21 protein-coding genes are annotated in these 19,746 nt (G+C 70.8%); 9 read left to right on the forward strand and 12 right to left on the reverse strand.

The features are described 5' to 3' along the window. Nucleotides 1–170 precede the first annotated feature (170 nt). Together ABZS69_RS10820 and ABZS69_RS10825 are read right to left on the reverse strand one after the other, a co-directional pair. Nucleotides 171–1,823: a fumarate hydratase gene (locus tag ABZS69_RS10820; protein ID WP_355369520.1), complete on the reverse strand. Its 1,653-nt coding sequence runs from the start codon at nucleotides 1,821–1,823 to the stop codon at nucleotides 171–173. Nucleotides 1,824–1,849: 26 nt separating this feature from the next. Next, a complete protein-coding gene (locus ABZS69_RS10825) occupies nucleotides 1,850–2,728 on the reverse strand; it encodes a DMT family transporter (protein ID WP_355369522.1) in 879 nt (292 codons plus the stop codon). 68 nt (nucleotides 2,729–2,796) lie between these two features. On the opposite strand from ABZS69_RS10825, the gene ABZS69_RS10830 reads away from it, so the two are divergent. Both ABZS69_RS10830 and ABZS69_RS10835 read left to right on the forward strand, forming a co-directional pair. Next, nucleotides 2,797–4,206, forward strand: a complete 1,410-nt coding sequence (locus ABZS69_RS10830) for a PLP-dependent aminotransferase family protein (RefSeq protein ID WP_355369524.1) — start codon at nucleotides 2,797–2,799, stop codon at nucleotides 4,204–4,206. A gap of 50 nt (nucleotides 4,207–4,256) precedes the next feature. Next, nucleotides 4,257–5,201, forward strand: coding sequence for a Gfo/Idh/MocA family oxidoreductase (locus ABZS69_RS10835; RefSeq protein ID WP_355369526.1), 945 nt, complete (start codon nucleotides 4,257–4,259; stop codon nucleotides 5,199–5,201). A gap of 1 nt (nucleotide 5,202) precedes the next feature. Here the strand turns inward: ABZS69_RS10835 and ABZS69_RS10840 are convergent, their stop codons facing one another. The 3 genes from ABZS69_RS10840 to ABZS69_RS10850 all read right to left on the reverse strand — a co-directional run bounded on the left by ABZS69_RS10840 (nucleotide 5,203) and on the right by ABZS69_RS10850 (nucleotide 7,915). Then, nucleotides 5,203–6,375: an MFS transporter gene (locus tag ABZS69_RS10840; RefSeq protein ID WP_355369528.1), complete on the reverse strand. Its 1,173-nt coding sequence runs from the start codon at nucleotides 6,373–6,375 to the stop codon at nucleotides 5,203–5,205. A gap of 40 nt (nucleotides 6,376–6,415) precedes the next feature. After that, on the reverse strand, nucleotides 6,416–7,111 hold the full coding sequence (locus ABZS69_RS10845; protein ID WP_355369530.1) for a DUF998 domain-containing protein: 696 nt from the start codon (nucleotides 7,109–7,111) through the stop codon (nucleotides 6,416–6,418). A gap of 84 nt (nucleotides 7,112–7,195) precedes the next feature. Then, nucleotides 7,196–7,915 (reverse strand): SDR family oxidoreductase, encoded by a 720-nt coding sequence (locus ABZS69_RS10850; RefSeq protein ID WP_355369532.1) that lies wholly within the window; start codon nucleotides 7,913–7,915, stop codon nucleotides 7,196–7,198. 74 nt (nucleotides 7,916–7,989) lie between these two features. On the opposite strand from ABZS69_RS10850, the gene ABZS69_RS10855 reads away from it, so the two are divergent. Then, nucleotides 7,990–8,541 carry a TetR/AcrR family transcriptional regulator gene (locus ABZS69_RS10855; protein ID WP_355369534.1) on the forward strand — a complete coding sequence of 184 codons (552 nt, stop codon included), beginning with the start codon at nucleotides 7,990–7,992 and terminating at the stop codon, nucleotides 8,539–8,541. Between the two features lie 74 nt (nucleotides 8,542–8,615). Next, a complete protein-coding gene (locus ABZS69_RS10860) occupies nucleotides 8,616–9,266 on the forward strand; it encodes a DUF1707 domain-containing protein (RefSeq protein ID WP_355369536.1) in 651 nt (216 codons plus the stop codon). 89 nt (nucleotides 9,267–9,355) lie between these two features. Here the strand turns inward: ABZS69_RS10860 and glpX are convergent, their stop codons facing one another. Further along, on the reverse strand, nucleotides 9,356–10,390 hold the full coding sequence (glpX, locus tag ABZS69_RS10865) for a class II fructose-bisphosphatase (protein WP_355369538.1): 1,035 nt from the start codon (nucleotides 10,388–10,390) through the stop codon (nucleotides 9,356–9,358). 240 nt (nucleotides 10,391–10,630) lie between these two features. Between glpX and ABZS69_RS10870 the strand changes: the two genes are divergently transcribed. Genes ABZS69_RS10870 through ABZS69_RS10880 form a run of 3 tightly spaced genes read left to right on the forward strand, consistent with a single transcriptional unit; the run spans nucleotide 10,631 to nucleotide 12,071 of the window. Next, complete coding sequence (locus tag ABZS69_RS10870; protein WP_355369540.1) at nucleotides 10,631–11,239, forward strand: TetR/AcrR family transcriptional regulator; 609 nt, start codon at nucleotides 10,631–10,633, stop codon at nucleotides 11,237–11,239. A gap of 11 nt (nucleotides 11,240–11,250) precedes the next feature. Then, the gene (locus tag ABZS69_RS10875) at nucleotides 11,251–11,781 is read left to right on the forward strand and encodes a DUF4245 domain-containing protein (protein ID WP_355369542.1); all 531 of its coding nucleotides are present in this window, start codon (nucleotides 11,251–11,253) and stop codon (nucleotides 11,779–11,781) included. A gap of 20 nt (nucleotides 11,782–11,801) precedes the next feature. Continuing rightward, nucleotides 11,802–12,071, forward strand: coding sequence for an exodeoxyribonuclease VII small subunit (locus tag ABZS69_RS10880; protein WP_355369544.1), 270 nt, complete (start codon nucleotides 11,802–11,804; stop codon nucleotides 12,069–12,071). Nucleotides 12,072–12,291: 220 nt separating this feature from the next. On the opposite strand, the gene ABZS69_RS10885 is transcribed toward ABZS69_RS10880, so the two are convergent. The 4 genes from ABZS69_RS10885 to ABZS69_RS10900 are packed head-to-tail and all read right to left on the reverse strand — an operon-like array spanning nucleotide 12,292 to nucleotide 15,590. After that, the gene (locus tag ABZS69_RS10885) at nucleotides 12,292–12,897 is read right to left on the reverse strand and encodes an MBL fold metallo-hydrolase (RefSeq protein WP_355369546.1); all 606 of its coding nucleotides are present in this window, start codon (nucleotides 12,895–12,897) and stop codon (nucleotides 12,292–12,294) included. Nucleotide 12,898: 1 nt separating this feature from the next. Continuing rightward, the gene (locus ABZS69_RS10890; RefSeq protein WP_355369548.1) at nucleotides 12,899–13,255 is read right to left on the reverse strand and encodes a VOC family protein; all 357 of its coding nucleotides are present in this window, start codon (nucleotides 13,253–13,255) and stop codon (nucleotides 12,899–12,901) included. Nucleotides 13,256–13,280: 25 nt separating this feature from the next. Further along, the gene (gene xseA, locus ABZS69_RS10895; RefSeq protein WP_355369550.1) at nucleotides 13,281–14,504 is read right to left on the reverse strand and encodes an exodeoxyribonuclease VII large subunit; all 1,224 of its coding nucleotides are present in this window, start codon (nucleotides 14,502–14,504) and stop codon (nucleotides 13,281–13,283) included. Between the two features lie 27 nt (nucleotides 14,505–14,531). Continuing rightward, a complete protein-coding gene (locus tag ABZS69_RS10900) occupies nucleotides 14,532–15,590 on the reverse strand; it encodes a hypothetical protein (protein WP_355369552.1) in 1,059 nt (352 codons plus the stop codon). Between the two features lie 100 nt (nucleotides 15,591–15,690). On the opposite strand from ABZS69_RS10900, the gene ABZS69_RS10905 reads away from it, so the two are divergent. Continuing rightward, nucleotides 15,691–16,656, forward strand: a complete 966-nt coding sequence (locus tag ABZS69_RS10905) for a 4-hydroxy-3-methylbut-2-enyl diphosphate reductase (protein WP_355369554.1) — start codon at nucleotides 15,691–15,693, stop codon at nucleotides 16,654–16,656. Here the strand turns inward: ABZS69_RS10905 and ABZS69_RS10910 are convergent. Together ABZS69_RS10910 and rmuC are read right to left on the reverse strand one after the other, a co-directional pair. Then, on the reverse strand, nucleotides 16,653–17,159 hold the full coding sequence (locus ABZS69_RS10910) for a DUF6542 domain-containing protein (RefSeq protein WP_355369556.1): 507 nt from the start codon (nucleotides 17,157–17,159) through the stop codon (nucleotides 16,653–16,655). The genes ABZS69_RS10905 and ABZS69_RS10910 overlap by 4 nt on opposite strands. A gap of 15 nt (nucleotides 17,160–17,174) precedes the next feature. Further along, nucleotides 17,175–18,440 (reverse strand): DNA recombination protein RmuC, encoded by a 1,266-nt coding sequence (gene rmuC, locus ABZS69_RS10915; protein WP_355369859.1) that lies wholly within the window; start codon nucleotides 18,438–18,440, stop codon nucleotides 17,175–17,177. 70 nt (nucleotides 18,441–18,510) lie between these two features. On the opposite strand from rmuC, the gene ychF reads away from it, so the two are divergent. Beyond that, complete coding sequence (ychF, locus tag ABZS69_RS10920) at nucleotides 18,511–19,587, forward strand: redox-regulated ATPase YchF (protein WP_355369558.1); 1,077 nt, start codon at nucleotides 18,511–18,513, stop codon at nucleotides 19,585–19,587. The last annotated feature ends 159 nt before the right edge of the window (nucleotides 19,588–19,746 follow it).

Consider the following 19,746-nt stretch of genomic DNA (forward strand, 5'->3'; position numbering starts at 1 on the left):
CCCGCACCGCGCCGGCCCGTAGCCGTCCTGAGCCCCGCGCCGCGGCCGTTCCCGGCCCTGGATGGCGCCTCGCCCGATCTCGGCTCGCCGGCCGCCATGCTGAGCGGCGCAGCCCCGCCCCACCGGCGGTCGGCCGTGCCGGTGGGGTGCGCCTCAGCGGGGTCGGGCGGTCAGCGGCGGCCGATCGTCAGGACGGGGCCGGTGCGGTCGGTGAAGAAGTCGTCGCCCTTGTCGTCCACCACGATGAACGCCGGGAAGTCCACGACCTCGATCTTCCACACCGCCTCCATCCCCAGCTCCGAATACTCCAGCACCTCGACCTTCTTGATGCAGTCCAGCGCCAGCCGCGCCGCCGGCCCGCCGATGGAGCCGAGGTAGAAGCCACCGTGCTGCTGGCAGGCCTCCGTGACCTGCTTCGACCGGTTGCCCTTGGCCAGCATGACCATGGAGCCGCCCGCGGCCTGGAAGCGCTCCACGTAGGAGTCCATCCGCCCGGCGGTCGTCGGCCCGAAGGAGCCGGAGGCGTACCCGGACGGGGTCTTGGCCGGTCCGGCGTAGTAGACGGCGTGGTCCTTCAGGTATTGGGGCATCTCGCCGCCGTTGTCCAGCAGCTCGGCGATCTTGGCGTGGGCGATGTCGCGGGCGACCACGAGGGGGCCGGTGAGGGAGAGGCGGGTCTTGACGGGATATTTGGTGAGCTCGGCGAGGATCTCGGGCATGGGGCGGTTGAGGTTGATCTGGACGACGTCGTCGGAGAGGTGCTCGTCCGTCGTCTCCGGGAGGAACCGCGCCGGGTCCGTCTCCAGCTTCTCCAGGAAGACGCCCTCAGGGGTGATCTTGGCCAGCGCCTGGCGGTCGGCCGAGCAGGAGACCGCGATGGCCACCGGGCAGGAGGCCCCGTGCCGGGGCAGGCGGATGACGCGTACGTCGTGGCAGAAGTACTTGCCGCCGAACTGCGCCCCGATCCCCAGCTTCTGCGTCAGCTCGAAGACCTTGGCCTCCATCTCCAGGTCGCGGAAGCCGTGCCCGGACGCCGACCCCTCCGTGGGGATCGAGTCGAGGTAGCGCGCGCTGGCGTACTTGGCGGTCTTCAGTGCGTACTCGGCGGAGGTGCCGCCCACCACCACGGCCAGGTGGTACGGCGGGCAGGCCGCCGTGCCGAGCGAGCGGATCTTCTCCTCCAGGAAGGCCATCATGCGCTTCTCGTTGAGCACGGCCTTGGTCTCCTGGTACAGGAACGACTTGTTCGCCGAGCCGCCGCCCTTGGCCATGAAGAGCAGTTTGTACTCGTCCGGGTGGCCGTGCGGGTCCTCGGCGTACAGCTCGACCTGGGCGGGGAGGTTGTTGCCTGTGTTCTTCTCGTCCCACATGTTCAGGGGGGCCATCTGCGAGTAACGCAGGTTGAGCTTGGTGTACGCGTCGTACACGCCCCGGGAGACGTGCTCCGCGTCGAGCCCGTCGGTCAGCACGTGACGCCCGCGCTTGCCCATGACGATCGCGGTGCCGGTGTCCTGGCACATGGGCAGGACGCCGCCGGCGGAGATGGAGGCGTTCTTGAGCAGGTCGAGCGCGACGAAGCGGTCGTTGCCGCTCGACTCGGGGTCGTCGACGATCTTCCGGAGCTGGGCGAGGTGCGAGGCGCGCAGGAAGTGGGAGATGTCGTGGATGGCCGTCTCGGTCAGCAGCCGCAGCGCCTCCGGCTCGACCTCGAGGAACGTACGCCCGGCCGCTTCGACCTTCCGCACCCCCTCCGAGGTGATCAGCCGATATTCGGTCTCATCGGCTCCCAGCGGCAGCAGGTCGGTGTAGTCGAACTCGCCCATGTCCATCCTTTCGGTCCCCCAAGAGATTACGCGCCTCCGGGAGATCCCACTTCGGCGACCGCCCGCGACCGTCCGGCGGTCAGGCCGATCAGGATGCCGGCGATCACCAGCCCCGCGCCCAGCAGGTCGTACGTGGACGGCATCGCCACCCCGAGCACCGCCCCCGTCACGATCGCGCCCACCGGGATGATCCCCGCGAAGAGCCCGGCCCGGCCGGGGCCCAGCTTGGGCAGCGAGCTGTACCAGAGGAAGAACGCCACCACGGTGACCACGATCGCCAGGTAGGCGAACCCGAGCGCCTCCGGCCACGTCGGCGGCCGGAACATCCCGGTGCCCTCGTAGGCGAACCCGACCACGCCCAGCAGCGGCACGGCCAGCGCCGTCGAGTACGCCGACACCCGGATCGGCCCCAGCCGCGGCAGCAGCGGGATGGCCAGCATGGAGAAGCACACCTCGCCCACGAGCGCGCCCAGCGCCCACAGCAGGCCGGTCAGGTTGCCGCTGCCGAGCCCCGTGGCCAGCGTCGCCCCGGCCACCACCACGCAGGCCCCGGCCAGCAGCCGCGGCGCGGGCCGCCCGCCGGCCAGCGCGAGGGCCAGCGGCACGGTGCCGAGCACGGTCCCGACCAGGGCCGGTCCGGCGGCGCTGGTCGACTCGATCACGCAGACGTTGAAGATGACCAGGCCGAACAAGGTGAGCCCGGCGAGGCAGAGCAGCTCACGCGGCGTGAGACGGACGAACCGCAGGCCGAGCGCTCGCGTTATGACAAGCAGGATGACCGACGCCACGAGATACCGGACGGCCTGTCCGCCGTATATGGGATAACCGTCCACCAGTCCCGACACTCCGGCCAGCGTCCCGACGAGGAACATGGCCGCGGTCGCACCCACGATGCCGTTTCTCATGCGAAGGATGCTAGGGAGACAATGGTTCGCGTAAACAGTCCAATGTCCCGCCAGAAGACAGGACCAATATGGCTGACCTCCATATCCAGATAAATCGCGATAAGGGGGGAATCGCCGGGCAGATCGCCTCCGAGCTGCGCGACTCCATCAGGGGCGGCCGGCTGACCCCCGGCACCCGCCTTCCCGCCACCCGCGACCTCGCCACCGACCTCCAGGTCTCCAGGGGCGTGGTGGTGGAGGCGTACGAGCAGCTCGTCGCCGAGGGCTTCCTGGTGTCCCGGGTGGGCGTCGGCACCCAGGTCACCCCCAAGGCCCCGCCGCCGGCCGCCCCGCGGCAGAAGCCATCTCCCCGGCCCAGGCCGGTGCGCCGCGCGTCGAGCGCTCCCGTGTGCGCCCCGCCGTACTACGGTCATCGCCCCACCTCTCCTGACCTCAGCCACTTCCCCCGCGAGCGCTGGCTCGCCGCCGTCAGGCACGTCCTGACCACCGTACCCTCGGAAGCCTTCGATTACGGGGACCCTGGCGGGGTGCCTGAGCTGCGAGAAGAGCTGGCCGGCTATCTCCGGCGGGTCAGGGCGGCGGACGTCCGCCCCGAGAACCTCGTCATCGTCGGCGGCGTGGCACAGGGCCTCAGCCTGGTGCTGCACGTGCTGAGCCGGCAGCGCCCGCTCCGGCTCGCCGTGGAGGACCCGACGAGCCAGCGCCAGGTCCCGCTGCTGAGGCGCGCGGGCGCGCACCTGGTGCCGGTGCCCGTGGACGAGGAGGGCCTGGACGTGCGGAAGCTGAGCGGCGACGCCGTCCTGGTCACCCCGGCGCACCAGTACCCGACCGGCGTGGTGCTCTCGCCGCCGCGCCGGGCCGCCCTCATGGAGTGGGCGTACGCGGGCAACCGGGTGATCCTGGAGGACGACTACGACGCCGAGTTCCGCTTCGACCGCGACCCCGTCGGCTGCCTCCAGGGCCTGGCCCCCGGCCGCGTGGTCCTCTCGGGCAGCGTCAGCAAGGCCCTGGCGCCGGGGCTGCGGCTCGGCTGGGTGGCGGCGCCCCCCGATCTGGCGGAGGCCGTCCGGCGGGCGCGGGGCGAGCTGGACCTGGGCTCGCCGGTCATCGAGCAGTACGCGCTGGCGCACTTCCTGCGTACCGGCGGCTACGACAAGCACCTGCGCAGGATGCGCCGCGAATACCGCCGCCGCAGGGACGCCCTGGTCAGGGCGCTGGCCGAGGAGCTGCCGGCGGCGCGGGTCAGGGGCATCGAGGCGGGCCTGCACGTGTACCTGGAGCTGCCGGACGGCTGGGACGAGCTCAAGGCCGCACACGTCGCGCAGGAGGCCGGCCTGTCCGCCGAGTCCGTGGCGCCGATGCGCGAGTCGGCGGGGGCGGCGGCCGTGGTGCTGGGGTTCGCGCGGCTGCCGGCGCACAAGGCGCTGGACGCCATACGAAGCTTGAAGGTCAGAATGTCAGGACAAAATGTTGACTGAGGGAGAAGGGCTCGCTTAGAAAGAAAGCCTGATCCGGATCGGAGGATGTCATGCGCGTGGGACTGCTGGGTCTGGGCAGGATCGGTGCCTTTCACGCCGCGACCCTGGCCGCGCATCCGCTGGTGGACGAGCTGATCGTGGCCGATCCCGTGCGTACGTCGCCGTACGGCAGGCCGGGCGACCCGTTCGAGTCGGACGCCGTGGTCATCGCGACCCCGACCGGCACCCACGCCGAGCTCATCATCAGGGCCTGCGAGAAGGGCATCCCGGTCTTCTGCGAGAAGCCGGTGGCGGGCACCGTGGACGAGACCGTCAAGGTGCTGGAGGCGAGCGCGGGCAACCGGGTGCAGATCGGGTTCCAGCGCAGGTTCGACCCCGGCTACGCGGCGGCGGCGGTCGCGCTGCGCGCCGGCGAGCTGGGGGAGTTGCACCGCGTCCACCTGATCACCGCCGACCCCGCGCCGCCGCCCGCCGAGTACATCGCGACCTCCGGCGGCATCTTCCGCGACTGCCACATTCACGACTTCGACATCCTGCGCTGGGTGACCGGCCGCGAGGTGACCTCCGTGTACGCGACGGGCGCCAACCGCGGCGCCGCGTTCTTCGCCGAGGCCGGCGACGTGGACAACAGCGCCGCTCTGCTCACCCTGGACGACGGCACGCTGGCCACCCTGCAGGGCTCCCGCTACAACGGCGGCGGGTACGACGTCCGCATGGAGCTGGCCGGCACCAGGCGCACCCAGGCCGTCGGCCTGAGCCCGCGTGCCCCGCTGCACTCGGCCGAGGGCACGCCGGGCCCGGAGGACCCCTGGCCCGATTTCGTCACCCGCTTCGAGACCGCCTACCGCAACGAGATCGACGGCTTCCTGACCAGTGAGAAGAGCCTCTGCACGATCGAGGACGCCCTGGAGGCGCTGTACGTGGCCGAGGCCGCCGACCTGTCGCTCCGCGAGCGCCGTACCGTCGAGGTGGCGGAGGTACGGGGCCCGCGGTAGATCAGGCGGCGGAGGGGTTGGGGGCCTGCCGCCTGGGCTCGAAGCCCCTGGCGAGCGCGATGATGACGGCGGCCAGCACGAGCGGCGCGGCGAACGCCCACCGCATGTCCGCCGCGTCCGCGATGCCGCCCACCAGGGCCGCGCCCACGATGAAGCCGATGTAGTTGAAGAGGTTCACGCGGGCGATGGCGACCCCGGTCCCGGCCGGGTCGAGCTTGCCCGCCGCCGAGAACGACTGCGGCGCCACCACCGAGAGCCCCACCCCGGTCAGGCCGAACGCGACGATGGCCAGCGGCTGGTTCGGGGCCAGGACGACGCCGAGGAAGCCCAGGGTCGCGATCACGCCGCCGATCCTGACGATGGCGGCGGGCCCGTACCGCCTGACCGCGAGGTCGCCGCCGAGCCGGACGGCCAGCGTGGTCGCCTGGTAGGCGACGTAGGCCAGCGGGACCACCTGCGGGCCGGCCTGGAGCACGTTCTTCATGAACACGGTGTTGAAGTTCGACACCGCGGCGTCGCCGATGTACAGGAAGCCCATCGCCAGGCAGAGCGGGATGATCGGCCGCCACGGGAACTTGCCCCCGGCGGCGCTCGCCGGGGCGTCCTCGACCTTCTCCTCCTCGGGCGAGCACAGGTCGCGCCCGAACGTGAGCGAGCCCGCCAGCGCCAGGACCATCGGGGCCGACATGATCACCGGTAGCGGCAAGGCGGCGGCCACCGACGCCCACGCCGCCCCGAGCATGCTGAAGACGCTCCACACGCAGTGGAAACCGTTCAGGATCTGCAGGCCGTACCTGCGCTCGACCGCCACGCCCTGCATGTTCATGCCCGCGTCCACCGCGCCCACCGCCACGCCGAACAGCAGCAGCACCGGGACCAGCAGCGGCACGCTGGGCGCGAGGCCGACGAGCACCACGGCGGCCGCGACCACCGGCTGGGCGACGCGCAGGAGCACCCTGCTGCCGAATCGGGCGGCGAACGTGCCCGCCGCCACGCTGCCGACCCCCGCGAACACGGGCACGATCAGCAGCAGGAGCGTCAGCGTGCCCTCGTCGAGGCCGTGTTTGGCCTGCAGGTTCGCGACCTGGATGAGCAGCGAGGCGAAGGACAGACCCTGCACGGCATAGACGACGTACGTGGCGATGCGGGCCTGACGATCACGCGAGGACGGCACGACGGCCTCCTGATGGGGGGGAATCAAACGTGAGGCTGGGTCAGGTTAGCCGCCCGCCACTCCGTTCCGCCAGCCCACAGACCCTGGTGTCGACCAGCCGGTCGGATCGCTCGGCCGGGTCCAGCCGCTTGGCGGCGGCCCAGACGCCGAGCGCGAGCAGGGCGCCCACCTCCGTGACGGCCATACCGCGTTCGACCAGGCCGAGTGGCATGACGCGCCACCACGGCAGCCCGCTGCGCGCGCCGATGAACATGACCGCGGCGATGCCCGCCACCCACAGCACCGAGCAGATCCCGAGCCCGAAGGCCACCAGCGTGGCGCGCGACCGCTCGCGGTGCCGCCACGGCCGGGCGATGATCACCGCGGCCAGCGGCAGGCAGAGGAAGGCGATGAAGCTGCCCGCGCGGTGGATGCTGCCGCTCAGGCTCGGCCCGACCGACCAGTCGTGCTTCTCGAACCAGGCCGTCATGAACAGCCCCACGCTCCACCCCATGAGCGCGACGGTGCCGAAGACCCCGGCCAGCCTCTGTCGTGCCAGCGACACCCCGATGGCCGCCGACCCGGCCGCGAGCAGCCCCACCGCCAACCCGAAGATCCAGCCGTCGGGGCCGAGGCCGTGCTCGCTGATGGTCCGCCTGATCAGGTTCATCTCGTCGAGGCTGGTCAGCTCCAGGGCCACGATCACCGCTATGCCCGCGCCCGCCACACCGAGACCCCACCGCGCCGGTCGATGCACGTACACACCTCCCGTTCGCCGTCTACTGGGACCTTTTGCCGGACCTTTTGTCGGGATCAACGGCGTGGGAGGCGCCGGGATTCCTCAGGCCTTGAGCCGGGCTCCGCCGTCGACGGTCAGCACGATCCCGGTCGTGTACGAGTTGCGCACCACGTACTCGATCGTGTCCGCCACGTCCTCGGGCAGGCCGACGCGCCGGACCGGCAGGCTCGTGGCCGTGCCCTCCAGGAACGCGGCCCGCGCCTCGTCCCCGATCTCCGACCACCAGTCGGTGTCGATCACGCCGGGGGAGACCGCGTTCACCCTGATGGGGGCCAGCTCGACCGCCAGACCGGGCACCGCGGCCTCGATGGCGCCGTTCACCGCCGCCAGCGTGGCGATGCCGGGGAGCGCCGCGCCGGCCGAGGCCGCCGTCACGAAGGTGATCGAGCCCTCCGGGCTCAGCGCGCCCAGCGCGGCCTGCGCGGTCATGAGGTGCGGGACCAACTTGTTCTGCACCGCGCCGACCAGCGCCTCGCCGGTCAGCGAGCTCAGCGGGCCCGCGCCGCCGCGGCCCGTCACGGTGACGACCAGGTGGTCGATGGTGCCGAGCCGCTCGAACAGCGCCCGCATTGCTTCGGTGTCACGCGCGTCCACGGCCTGCCCACTCACTGGGCCCCGCGCCTGGTCGCCGAGTTGCTTCAAGGCCGAACGCAGGCGCTCCTCGGAACGGCCCGTGACGACCACTTCCGCGCCGCCCGCGGCCAGCCGGGCCGCCGCCGCCAGGCCGATGCCGGACGTGCCACCGACGATCACTACTCGCATCGTCGTGCTCCTCTCAATACGAGACATCTTGCCTCGAATATAAACGAGGCATGGTGTCTTGTAAAGTGAGCCCCATGGTTGGCAGACCACGCAGTGAAGTGGCCAGGAAGGCGATCCTCCGGGCGGCGCTCGACCTGTGCGCCCGCGACGGGTACCAGGGCGTGACCATGAAGGGCATCGCCCAGGTCGCGGGCAGCGGCAGGCAGACCGTCTACCGGTGGTGGCAGACGAAGGCACAGGTCCTGCTGGAAGCCCTGACCGACGTCCTGGCCGAGGAGGTCCAGGAGCTACCGGACACCGGGGACGCGCGGGCCGATCTGGTGACGTTCCTGGAGCAGACGTTCGCGCTGGCGCGAGGGGTCGCGGGGCAGATCGTCGTGGGGCTGATGGCCGACGCCCAGTCCGACGCCGGCCTGGCCGCCGAGCTGCGGGTCAAGCTCATCGATCCGCGCCGCGCCGCCCTGCGCTCGGTCCTGGAGCGCGGCGCCGTGCCGGAGGACGTGGACCTGGAGCTGGCCGTCGATCTCGTCTTCGGCGCGATGTGGTACCGATTGCTGAACCGCCACGCCGAAGTGAATCAGGAACTGGCCGAGGAAATCGCCGGACTTCTGGCGCGCATCCGCTGATTCCCGCGACTTACGGAGCGGATCTGCCGATTTGGCACGAGCGGTTTTCGCGGGCGCCGGTTATCGTCGGATGTGTGAACGAACGCGCGCAATCGTGGCTGCCGAAGCTGCAGGAAGTCGGAGAGCGGCTGGCCGAGGAGTGGGTGTCGGCCCGGAGGCCGCATCCGGCGGGCGACGTGCCGCCGCCCCACGAGCTCCGCGCGTCCGACGCCGATCGCGAACGCATCGCCCAGGTGCTGCAGGACGCGCACGCCGACGGCCGGCTCACCCTCGACGAGCTCGAGGAGCGGCTGGGCGTGCTCTACTCCGCGCGCACGCTCGGCGAGCTGGCCGCGCTCACCGAGGACCTGCTGCCCGCCGACCAGCAGCCGCTCAACCTGGACGGCCGCCCCGTGTCGGCCATCTTCAAGCAGGAGCAGCGCGGCGGGCGCTGGGTCGTGCCCGCCGAGCTGGACGTGACGGCCATGTTCGGCACCACCAAGCTGGACTTCCGGGACGCGATCCTGCAGAACCGGCAGATCATCATCAACGCCACCCTCGTCTTCGGCGGGCTGGAGATCCACGTGCCGGAGGGGCTCGAGGTGATCAGGGTCGCCAAGGGCAAGTCCGTACGGCTGACCAAGCAGCCGACCGAGCCCGGCGCGCCCGTCGTCGAGGTGCGCACCACGAACTTCGCGGGCGACGTGAAGGTCAAGGAGCCTCCCCGCCGCAAGCGCCGCCGCTGACCGACGCCCTCAGCCCGCGGCGCCTCCGGCTTGCCACGCCCTCGACCTGCCGCGCTCTCAGCCTGCGGCGCCTTCGGCCTGCTGTGCCCTCAGCCCGCGGTGTCGAAGTTGATCGCGCTGTAGGCCCGTAGCTTCCAGAGCTGGTGCTCGCTCTCGATCTTGCGGATGGTCCCCGACCGGCCGCGCATCACGAGCGACTCGGTCACCGCCGAGCCGGCGCGGAACCGTACGCCCTGCATGAGCTCCCCGTGCGTGATGCCGGTCGCGGCGAAGAACACGTCGTCCGACTTGACCAGGTCGTTCGTGGTGAGCACCTGGCTGAGGTCGTGCCCGGCGTCCACCGCCTTGGAGCGCTCGGCGTCGTCGCGCGGCCAGAGCCTGCCCTGGATCACGCCGCCCAGGCACTTGAGCGCGCACGCGGCCACGATGCCCTCGGGCGTGCCGCCGATGCCCAGCATCAGGTCGATGCCGGTGCCCATGCGGGCCGCCATGATCGCGCCGGCCACGTCGCCGTCCATGATGAACTTGATCCGCGCGCCCGCCTCCCTGATCTCCTTGACCAGCCGCTCGTGCCGGGGCCGGTCGAGCACGACCACGGTCACGTCGGAGGGGGAGCAGTGCTTGGCCCTGGCGACCGCGTTGATGTTCACGGACACGGGGGCTTCGATGTCGACCACGTCGGCCGCCTCGGGACCCGTGACCAGCTTCTCCATGTAGAACACGGCCGACGGGTCGTACATCGAACCGCGCTCGCTCACCGCGATCACCGACACCGCGTCGGGCATGCCCATCGCCGTCAGCCTGGTGCCGTCAATGGGGTCCACGGCCACGTCGCAGTCGGGGCCGCTGCCGTCGCCCACCTGCTCGCCGTTGAACAGCATCGGGGCATGGTCCTTCTCGCCCTCGCCGATGACCACCACGCCGTTCATCGAAACCGTGTTGATCAACTGGCGCATGGCGTTCACGGCCGCGCCGTCGGCGCCGTTCTTGTCGCCGCGGCCGACCCACCGGGCCGCCGCCATCGCGGCCGCCTCCGTGACGCGCACGAGCTCCAACGCCAGGTTGCGATCAGGGGCGTGCTCGCCTGTGGCGAGCGCGGGAGGTACGGATGTCTGATCGGACATGATGAGCAGCCTCCTATGGGGAATCTACGTCGATCGTAGTTGTCCCTCTTTTCCCGCCCATAGGCGGATAATCCGCCCATCCCCTGCCCGAGATGACCCCTTCCTCGCAGCAGGGGCGGGTCGGAGGCGACATCGGTAAGCTTCGACACGGTTGCCCTGCCATAACGGAGAACGGATTTTGCGCCATACGGTGTGCGCGTCGAAGATCTTGCCTCCACCATGGAGCCTGGAGGAGATCGAATGAGCGAAGTGGAAAACGTGGCCGCCCAGCCGCGGACGTCGGAGCGCGGCGCCGCCACGCGTAGCTCGCTTCTCGCCGCCGCGAGGGAGGTCTTCGTCTGCAACGGGTTCGCCGAGGCGGGCGTGACCGATGTGGTGGCCAGGGCCGACGCCAGTGTGGGCAGCCTCTACCACCACTTCTCCGGCAAGGCCGATCTCTACCTGACGCTGTTCGAGGAGTTCCAGGCCAGGCAGACGCAGCGGACCAAGCAGGCCGCCCGCGCGGCCCGCGCCGACGGCGAGACCGACCCGATGCGCGTGTTCATCAGCGCCGCCCGCGCCTACCTCGACGGGTGCCTGGAGGAGCGCGAGCTGGCCGACCTGTTCCTGCGCGGCGACGGGCCGCCCGGCTTCGACGTGGTCATGCGCGACCGGCTGCGCAAGTGGGCGCAGCTCAACGCGGCGCTGTTCGAGGACGAGGGCGCGCTGGTGGTGGTCGTCACGGGCGCGCTGGCCGCGGCCGTGTCCGAGGTCGTCCGTACGGGCGACCGCGGCCTGGCCGAGGAGGTGCTCGCCATCATCGGCCAGATCCGCCCGGCCACTTCGGCGACCGCCTCCTCCAGCGGGTAACCTCGCCAAGTGTGCGACGGTTCACCCAAGGTTTCTACGGCTACGCGGTAGCGCTGTTCGTCTGCCTCGCGGCGGCAGGGCTGTTCCTGCTGGTCACCCCGCAGAGCCGGGAGGAGCACATTCCGCAGCTCAACTACTCGATCACCGTCGCCAACTTCGGCCACTCGGTGCCGTACGGCGTGTGGGCGCCGCAGAAGGACCCGGCGGGCTGGATCCCCAACAGCAACAAGATCGCCAAGGGTGAGAGCGGCGCCCAGGTCCTCTTCCTCGGCTACGCGACGGCCAAGCGGCAGCACGCGATGTTCACGCAGAGCAACGAGCAGCCGGCGGCCGGGTTCGCCAGCCGCATGGCCAACACCGACAAGGCCGTCGGCACGCAGCAGGTGGGCGGGGTCCAGTGGGAGCAGCGCTTCCGCGAGGACAAGAACCAGCGCTCGCTGGTCCGCGTGCTGCCCGAGGTGACGCTCGTGATCACCGGCACCGCCGACTGGACGGAGCTCGCCGAACTGGCCTCCGTCCTGCAGCAGCGCCCCCAGGGCTGACGGGGCCGCCTGGTCTGCGGATGTCGGCCGCCCCGTCTAGGGTGGTGCTCGTGGCAGGAGACGAGAAGACACCCTCATACGAGCAGGCCCGCGAGGAGCTGACCGAGGTGGTGCGCCGCCTGGAGACCGGCGGGCTCACCTTGGAGCAGTCCATCGAGCTGTGGGAGCGCGGCGAGAAGCTGGCGGCGGTCTGCGAGGAGTGGCTCCAGGGGGCCAGGGTCAAACTCGCCGCCGCGATGGCCCGCCGCTCCGAGCCCTCAGCGGGCAACTCCAACGACGCACCCTTCTGACGCCTCACCACCCTCCCACGGGGCCGCCCCGGCCCCGGAGACACTCTTCCGGCGGTGAGGGCGGGCCCTCCGCGTAACGCCTGTCGGCGGCCGTCCCCGCGATGGCCGCCCCGCGAGGGCCGCCTCCTGATGGCGTCCCGACACTCCGGTTGCGCGCCCACGAGATGACCGGCCTCTCGGCGCGCCCTACCTGGCCGCCGTCATCGCCGGGACCGGCCGGCTAGGCGGTCTCGCGCGGGGCCAGCCAGCGGTAACCGTCGCCGGTCTCCCTCGCCAGCCAGGCGTTCGCGGTGCTCAGCCCGCGATCGTTGAGCTGGGCGTCGTGGATCCCGTACGCCCGCCGCGGCCGCACCGCCCGTACGAAGTCGATCGCCTCGACGGTCTTCAGCCACGACCCCTGCAGCGGCACCAGCAGCGTCTCCACCGGCTCGTCCGGCACGTGCACCGAGTCGCCCGGGTGGTAGAGGGAGCCATCGACCAGGTAGCCGAGGTTCGCGCAGTCGGGCTGGTCGCCGTAGATCAGCGCGTGCCGCCCGCCGTGCGCCCGCACCCGGAAGCCCGCCGCCGAGAAGTCGTCGCCTGCGCTCACCGGCGTGTACGGCAGCGCCCCCAGCTCCGCCCCGGCCGGCGCGAACACCGGAACCCCGGCCCCGAGCAGCCGCAGGATGTCCACGTGGTCGGCGTGTTCGTGGGTGACGAGCACCGCGTCGGCCCCGTCCAGCGCGGAGGGCTCGCTCCAGATCCCCGGGTCGATGACCAGCACACGCCCCTCGAATTCCACACGCATGCAGGCATGTGTGAACTTTGTTAGCTTCACACCCCCCACGCTAGGTCATCAGGCAGAGCAGGTTTCCCTCGGAGTCCTTGAACGCGGCCATGCGGATCTCTCTGCCCGGCGTGCCGAACGTGCCGTCGTCGGTGAAGATCAGATGCGGCTCCTCGATCATCGCGACGCCCTGCGAGCGCAGCCGGGCCACATCCGTCTCCAGGTCCTCGGAGGCCAGGTAGAGCACCGTGGAGGGCGCGCCCTGCTCGATCAGCAGGCGGACGCCGTCGAGGTCGAAGAAGGCCAGCCCGGGCGGCCGGTAGGTGGCGATGTGCCGCAGGCCCAGCACGTCACGGTAGAACGCGGTGGCCCTGTCGAGGTCGTCGGCGTGCTGGGCGACCTGCACGAGTCCTCTCATGCGCCGACGGTAGACCCCGGATCGCTCACGCGTCCCCGGTTTCGCCTGGCTCCTCCGCGCGTACGGTCAGGCGGTCGTCGCTCAGGCGGATCGTCAGCAACGAGCCGGGGGAGACGTCCTTGGCCAGGCGTACGACCTCGCCCGACGGGTGCTGGACGATGGCGTACCCGCGCTCCAGCGTGGCCGCGGGGGACAGCGTGACCAGGCGGGCCCGCAGGTGGGTGAGGTCGTCGGAGGCCCGGTCGAGCGAGCCGGACAGCGAGCGCCTGGCCCGGTCGCGCAGCGACTCGGCCTGCTCGGCCCGGCGCTCCAGCTCGCGCACCGGGTCGGCCAGCGAGGGGCGCGAGCGCACCGACGTCAGCCAGGACATCTCGCGGTCGAGCCAGCCGCTCAGCACCCTGCGGCCCCGGTCGCGCAGCTGGCGCACCAGCGAGAGCTGCTCGCCGACGTCGGGCACGACCTTCTTGGCCGCGTCGGTGGGGGTGGACGCGCGCACGTCGGCCACCAGGTCGAGCAGCGGGCTGTCCTGCTCGTGGCCGATCGCGCTCACCACGGGGGTGCGGCAGGCGGCGACCGAGCGTACGAGCGTCTCGTCGGAGAACGGCAGGAGGTCCTCCAGCGAGCCGCCGCCGCGGGCGATGACGATCACGTCGACCGAGGAGTCGGCGTCGAGCTTGCGCAGCGCCTCGGTCACCTCGCCCACCGCGTAAGGCCCCTGGACGGCCACCTCCTCGACCTTGAACCGCACGGCCGGCCAGCGCCTGCGGGAGTTTTCCAGCACGTCGCGCTCGGCCGCGGAGTCTCGGCCGCAGATGAGCCCGATCGTGCTGGGCAGGAACGGCAGCCGCCGCTTCCTGTCGGCGTTGAACAGCCCCTCGGTGGCCAGCAGCTGCCTGAGCCGCTCCAGCCGGGCCAGCAGCTCGCCCACGCCGACCGGGCGGATCTCCAACGCGGTGAAGGCGAACGAGCCCCTGTTGACCCAGAAGTCGGGCTTGACCTGCATCACGACCCTGGCGCCGTCAGCCGGCCTCGGCACGGCGGCCTCGTAGACCCCGCGCGGGGTGGTGACCTTGGCCGAAACATTGGCGACCGGGTCGCGCAGGGTCATGAACACCGTGCCGCCGCGAGCGCTCAGATCGGTGATCTGACCCTCGACCCAGACCGTGCCGAGTCTGCCGATCCAACCGCCCACCATCTGCAGGACCGTGCGGATCGGCAGGGGAGACTCGGGTGAGGTCTTGTCGGTCATGGCTGGAAGACTACGGGGTCGGTACGACTACTCTCCGGCCTGCAGCTTGGCCAGGCGGTTCTCGAACATCTTGATCACCTCGGGCCGCGACTTCGTGGCCTTCTCGAAGGTGAGGAAGTCGCTGATCTGCTCGGCGGTCTTGCCGCGCATCCTGGCGCGCAGGGACGCGACGGTCAGCTCGGAGTAGCCGGGCAGCGGCTCGGCCAGGTCCGCGGGGGCGGGCTCCGGGGCCACGGTCGCCTCGGGGGCCGCGGCGGGCTCCTCGGCGGCGGCGGGCTTCTTGGTGGTCCTGCGGGTGCGCTTCGGCTTGGCCTCGACGGCCTCCTCGGCGACGGGCTCCGCCTTGGCGGCCTCCACCTTGAGGGCTTCCTCGGCGACGGCCTCCTCCACGACGGCGGCCTTCGGCTCCACGGCGGGCGCCGCCGGCTCGGCGACGGCCTCGGCGGCCTTGGGGGCGGCCTCCTCCACCACAGCGGCCTCGGGGGCGGTCTCCTCCGCGACGGCGGCCTTCGGCTCGACCACGGCGGTCTCCTCCGCGACGGCGGCCTTCGGCTCGACCACGGCGGGCTTCTCCGCGACGGCGGTCTCGGCGGGCTTCTCCGCGACCGTGGTCTCGGCGGCGGCCTTGGGAGCCGGGGTGGGCTCCTCCGCGGCCACGGGCTTGGGCTCGGCGGCGGGGGCGGCGGTCTCGGGGTTGGCGGTGGCCGCCGACTCCGACTTGCCCGCCGGAGCGAAGATGACGGGGTCGGGCTTGGTCTTGGCGACGCCGTTGGGCTCGGCCGCGCTGGGACGCGGCGCGAAGATCACCGGCTCCTTGCGGGCGGGCTTCTCCTCGTCCGCCGCCGGAGCCGCGGCCACCTGCTCGGCGGCGGAGGGGCGCGAGTCGTGCGACTCCTCTTCCCGCTCCTGCTTGCTGCCAAGGCCCTTGATGGAGTTCTTCACCCGGTCGACGACCAGCAGTGCCTGCCCGGCCGCGCTGAGCGTGGTCTGGATCACGAGGAGCGGAAGGTCCTTCGCCTTCTCCTTCAGCTCATCTTTGTTGGTGACGGTCTTTGCGATGTTGCGTATCACGTCGCTGAGGGACATGACGTCTCCCTGGGAGGTCAGTAATGGACGGCTAGTCTGGCAAACCGCGGGCAACCACGCACGCGCGGGCCTGACGGCCGCTCCACGTAGCATAGAAAGTATGGAGCCCCAGACCCCCACTTCCCGCCGAGTACTCGTAGCCAAGCCACGCGGCTACTGTGCCGGAGTCGATCGAGCCGTGGTAGCGGTCGAGAAGGCTTTGGAGCAGTATGGTGCGCCGATCTACGTACGCAAGCAGATCGTCCACAACACCCACGTCGTCAAGACGCTGGAGGCCAGGGGCGCCATCTTCGTCGAGGAGACCGAAGAGGTGCCCGAGGGCGAGATCGTGGTGTTCTCCGCTCACGGGGTGTCCCCGGCGGTCCACGACGAGGCCCACCGGCGCAGCCTGCGCACCATCGACGCCACCTGCCCGCTGGTCACGAAGGTGCACAACGAGGCGCGGCGGTTCGCGAGCCAGGACTACGACATCCTGCTGATCGGGCACGAGGGCCACGAGGAGGTCGAGGGCACCTCCGGTGAGGCCCCCGACCACATCCAGCTCGTCGACGGGCTCGACGCGGTCGACAAAGTGCAGGTCAAGGACCCGAGCAAGCTGGTCTGGCTGTCGCAGACCACGCTGTCGGTCGACGAGACCAACGAGACGGTCACCCGGCTCAAGGAGCGCTTCCCCGCGCTGATCGACCCGCCGAGCGACGACATCTGCTACGCCACGCAGAACCGGCAGGTGGCGGTCAAGGAGATCGCCGCCGAGGCGCAGCTGGTCATCGTGGTCGGCTCGGACAACTCCTCCAACTCCAAGCGCCTGGTCGAGGTGGCCAAAGACTACGGGGCCGAGGCCTCATATCTCGTCGACAACGCCAACTTCATCCGCGACGAGTGGCTCGACGGCGTCACCACGGTCGGCGTGACCAGCGGTGCCTCCGTCCCGGAGGAGCTGGTCGACGAGGTGCTGGCGCGGCTGGCCCAGCACGGGTTCGACGACGTGACCCAGGTCGAGTCGGTGGAGGAGCGCATGCGTTTCGCGCTGCCCCACGAGCTGCGCAAGGACCTGCGGGTCTCCTAGTCGTCCCCGCGCGGCGTCCCGTACACCTTGGGCTCGAAGTAGCCCTCCGGCTCGGGCACGAACGGCTGGCGCGGGCGCGACACCTCCGCGCCCGCCTTCAGCTCCTCCCGCAGGTCGCGTACGTTGTCGCGGAGCCCGCGCCGCCACGCGACGCCCAGCACGACCGCCGAGCCCGCGAACAGCCACGGCGCGCCCTGCGTCAGCGACGTGTAGAGGCCCAGCGCCAGCGACTGCACGATCGACACCGAGCCGAACGCGCGCCCCAGCTCGACGAAGAGCGTGGCGCAGAAGAACACCAGCGGCGGCGTCACCACCAGCGACAGCAGCTCGCGCCGGTTGACCATGAGCACGCCCAGCAGGCTCGCCAGCACGAAGGCCGCGCCCACGATGTACTGGATGTCGAGCAGGGTCGCCAGCACGTAGCCCGCCAAGGTGGTGATCAGGGCGAGCGCGATGGCGCCGCGAGCGGTCAGCCTGACCGCGGAACGCCTCTTCTCACCCAATGCCCCACCCCCGATTTATTGCGACCCGTTGGCCAACTTACCGTTCGAGTGGGAAAGCAGAGGCGAGGTTTCCAGCAGTTCGGGGGATGCCAGGGGCCTGGGCAGGCCTTCGAGCATCTCAGGAGCGTCGAGATCGCCGTTCACGACGCCCAGATCGTGCAGTTTGCGAGCGGTGACCAGGACACGGCTTTCGAGCGATCCGACCGACTTGTTGTACGCCTCCACGGCCCGCGCCAGCGCCCTGCCGAGCGACTCGACGTTCCTGCCGAGGGACGACAGCCGCTCGTACAGCTCCTTGCCCAGCTCGAACACCGCCCGCGCGTTCTCGCTCAGCGCGGCCTGCTGCCAGGCGTAGTGCGCGGTGCGCAGCATCGTGATCAGCGTCGTCGGCGTGGCGATGTGGACCCGCCGCGTCATGGCGTATTCGAGCAGCCCGGGATCGCGCTCCAGCGCCGGGGCCAGGAACGCCTCGCCGGGGATGAACAGCACCACGAACTCGGGCGACGGGTTGAACCCCTGCCAGTAGGCCTTGGCCGCCAGCCTGTCGATGTGCTCGCGGACGTGCCGGGCGTGGGCGTCGAGCCTGACCGTGGCCAGGCTCTCGTCGGACGCCTCCGCGGCCTCCAGGTAGGCCGCCAGCGAGACTTTGGAGTCGACCACGATGTTCTTGCCGCCGGCGAGCCTGACGACCATGTCGGGGCGCATGGGGCCCTCGGTGACCTGCTCGTCGAAGTCGCAGTGGTGTTGCATGCCGGCGATCTCGGCGACCCTGCGCAGCTGGAGCTCGCCCCACCTGCCCCGCGCCTCGGGCCGCTGCAGGGCCCTGACCAGGGCCGTGGTCTGGGAGCGCAGCTGCTCGTTGCTCTGCCGTACGAACTCCATCTGCTTGGCCAGCTCGGCGCGGGCCGCGCGCTGGCCGGACTCGGTGTCGCGCAGCTGCGACTCGACCCGGGCGAGCGCGTCCTTCAGCGGCTCCACCAGGTGCTCGACGGCCTGCCTGCGCTGCTCCAGATCGCCCGTGGCCTCGGCGCGGGTGGCGGCCAGCCTGGTCTCGGCCAGCTCCAGGAAGCGGATGTTGTTGACGTCGAGGGCCCGCGTGGACAGGGCCTGGAAGCGCTCGGCGAGCTGCTCCTCGACGTAGACCAGCTTGTCGGCGGCCGACTTGGCCCGCGCGTCCGCCTCGGCCACCCGCACCGCGGCCCGCGTCCTGGCCACCAGGAATCCGATGACGAGCCCGGCGGCCAGACCTACGAGAAGCGAGACGACATCCACTTGATCGATGATTGCAGGACTTCGACGCGCCGCTCCGGCCCGACACGCTCGTTACGCTCAGCACGTAAACTTGGGCTCCGTGAGTCTCTCTATCGGTATCGTCGGTCTGCCCAACGTCGGCAAGTCCACGCTCTTCAACGCGCTGACGAAGTCCGGCAACGCGCTCGCCGCGAACTACCCGTTCGCCACCATCGAGCCCAACGTGGGCATCGTGGGCGTGCCCGACGACCGGCTGCCCAAGCTGGCCGAGATCTTCAGCTCGGCCCGCATCCTGCCCGCCAAGGTCGAGTTCGTCGACGTCGCGGGCCTGGTCAAGGGCGCCTCGGAGGGGCAGGGCAGGGGCAACCAGTTCCTCGCCAACATCCGCGACACCGACGCGATCTGCCAGGTGGTGCGCGTCTTCAGCGACCCCGACGTCACGCACGTGGACGGCGACATCTCTCCCAAGCGCGACATCGAGACCATCAACACCGAGTTGATCATGGCCGACCTGCAGACGGTCGAGAAGGCCATCCCGCGCCTGCAGAAGGAGGCGCGCACCAACAAGGACAAGAAGCCCGCGCTGGAGGCCGCCGAGGCCGCGCTGAGCGTGCTGGAGACTGGCAAGACCATCTTCGAGAGCGGTCTCGACCGCGACGGGCTGCGCGACCTTCACCTGCTGACGGCCAAGCCGTTCCTGTACGTGTTCAACCTCGACGCCGACGAGCTGGGCGACTCCGCGCTCCGGGAGCAGCTGGCGACGCTGGTCGCGCCCGCCGAGGCGGTCTTCATGGACGCCAAGATCGAGTCGGAGCTGGTCGAGCTCGACGAGGAGGAGGCGCTGGAGCTCCTGCAGTCCGTCGGCCAGGAGGAGTCGGGGCTGCGGCAGCTGGCCAGGGTCGGCTTCGACACGCTCGGCCTGCAGACGTACCTCACGGCCGGGCCCAAGGAGACCAGGGCCTGGACGATCCCCAAGGGCGCCACCGCGCCCGAGGCGGCCGGCGTGATCCACACCGACTTCCAGCGCGGCTTCATCAAGGCCGAGGTCGTCTCCTTCGACGACCTGGTCGAGGTGGGCTCCATCGCCAACGCCCGCTCGGCGGGCAAGGCCCGCGTCGAGGGCAAGGACTACGTCATGCGCGACGGCGACGTGGTGGAGTTCCGCTTCAACGTCTGAGCACGGGCCGGGGTGTCCGCGTGGTCAATCACGGAAAGCCGCCGTTCGCTACGGTAAGTTACCTTCGGTGACGGCGGCGATGCCCCCTCAGAAGACGTCTGATCCCGGGAATCGGTAGGACGTCTGATCCCGGGATAACTGATGCGTCAACCACTTTGG

The sequence above is a fragment of the Nonomuraea sp. NPDC005650 genome, assembly GCF_040605375.1.
Taxonomy (GTDB): Bacteria; Actinomycetota; Actinomycetes; order Streptosporangiales; family Streptosporangiaceae; genus Nonomuraea.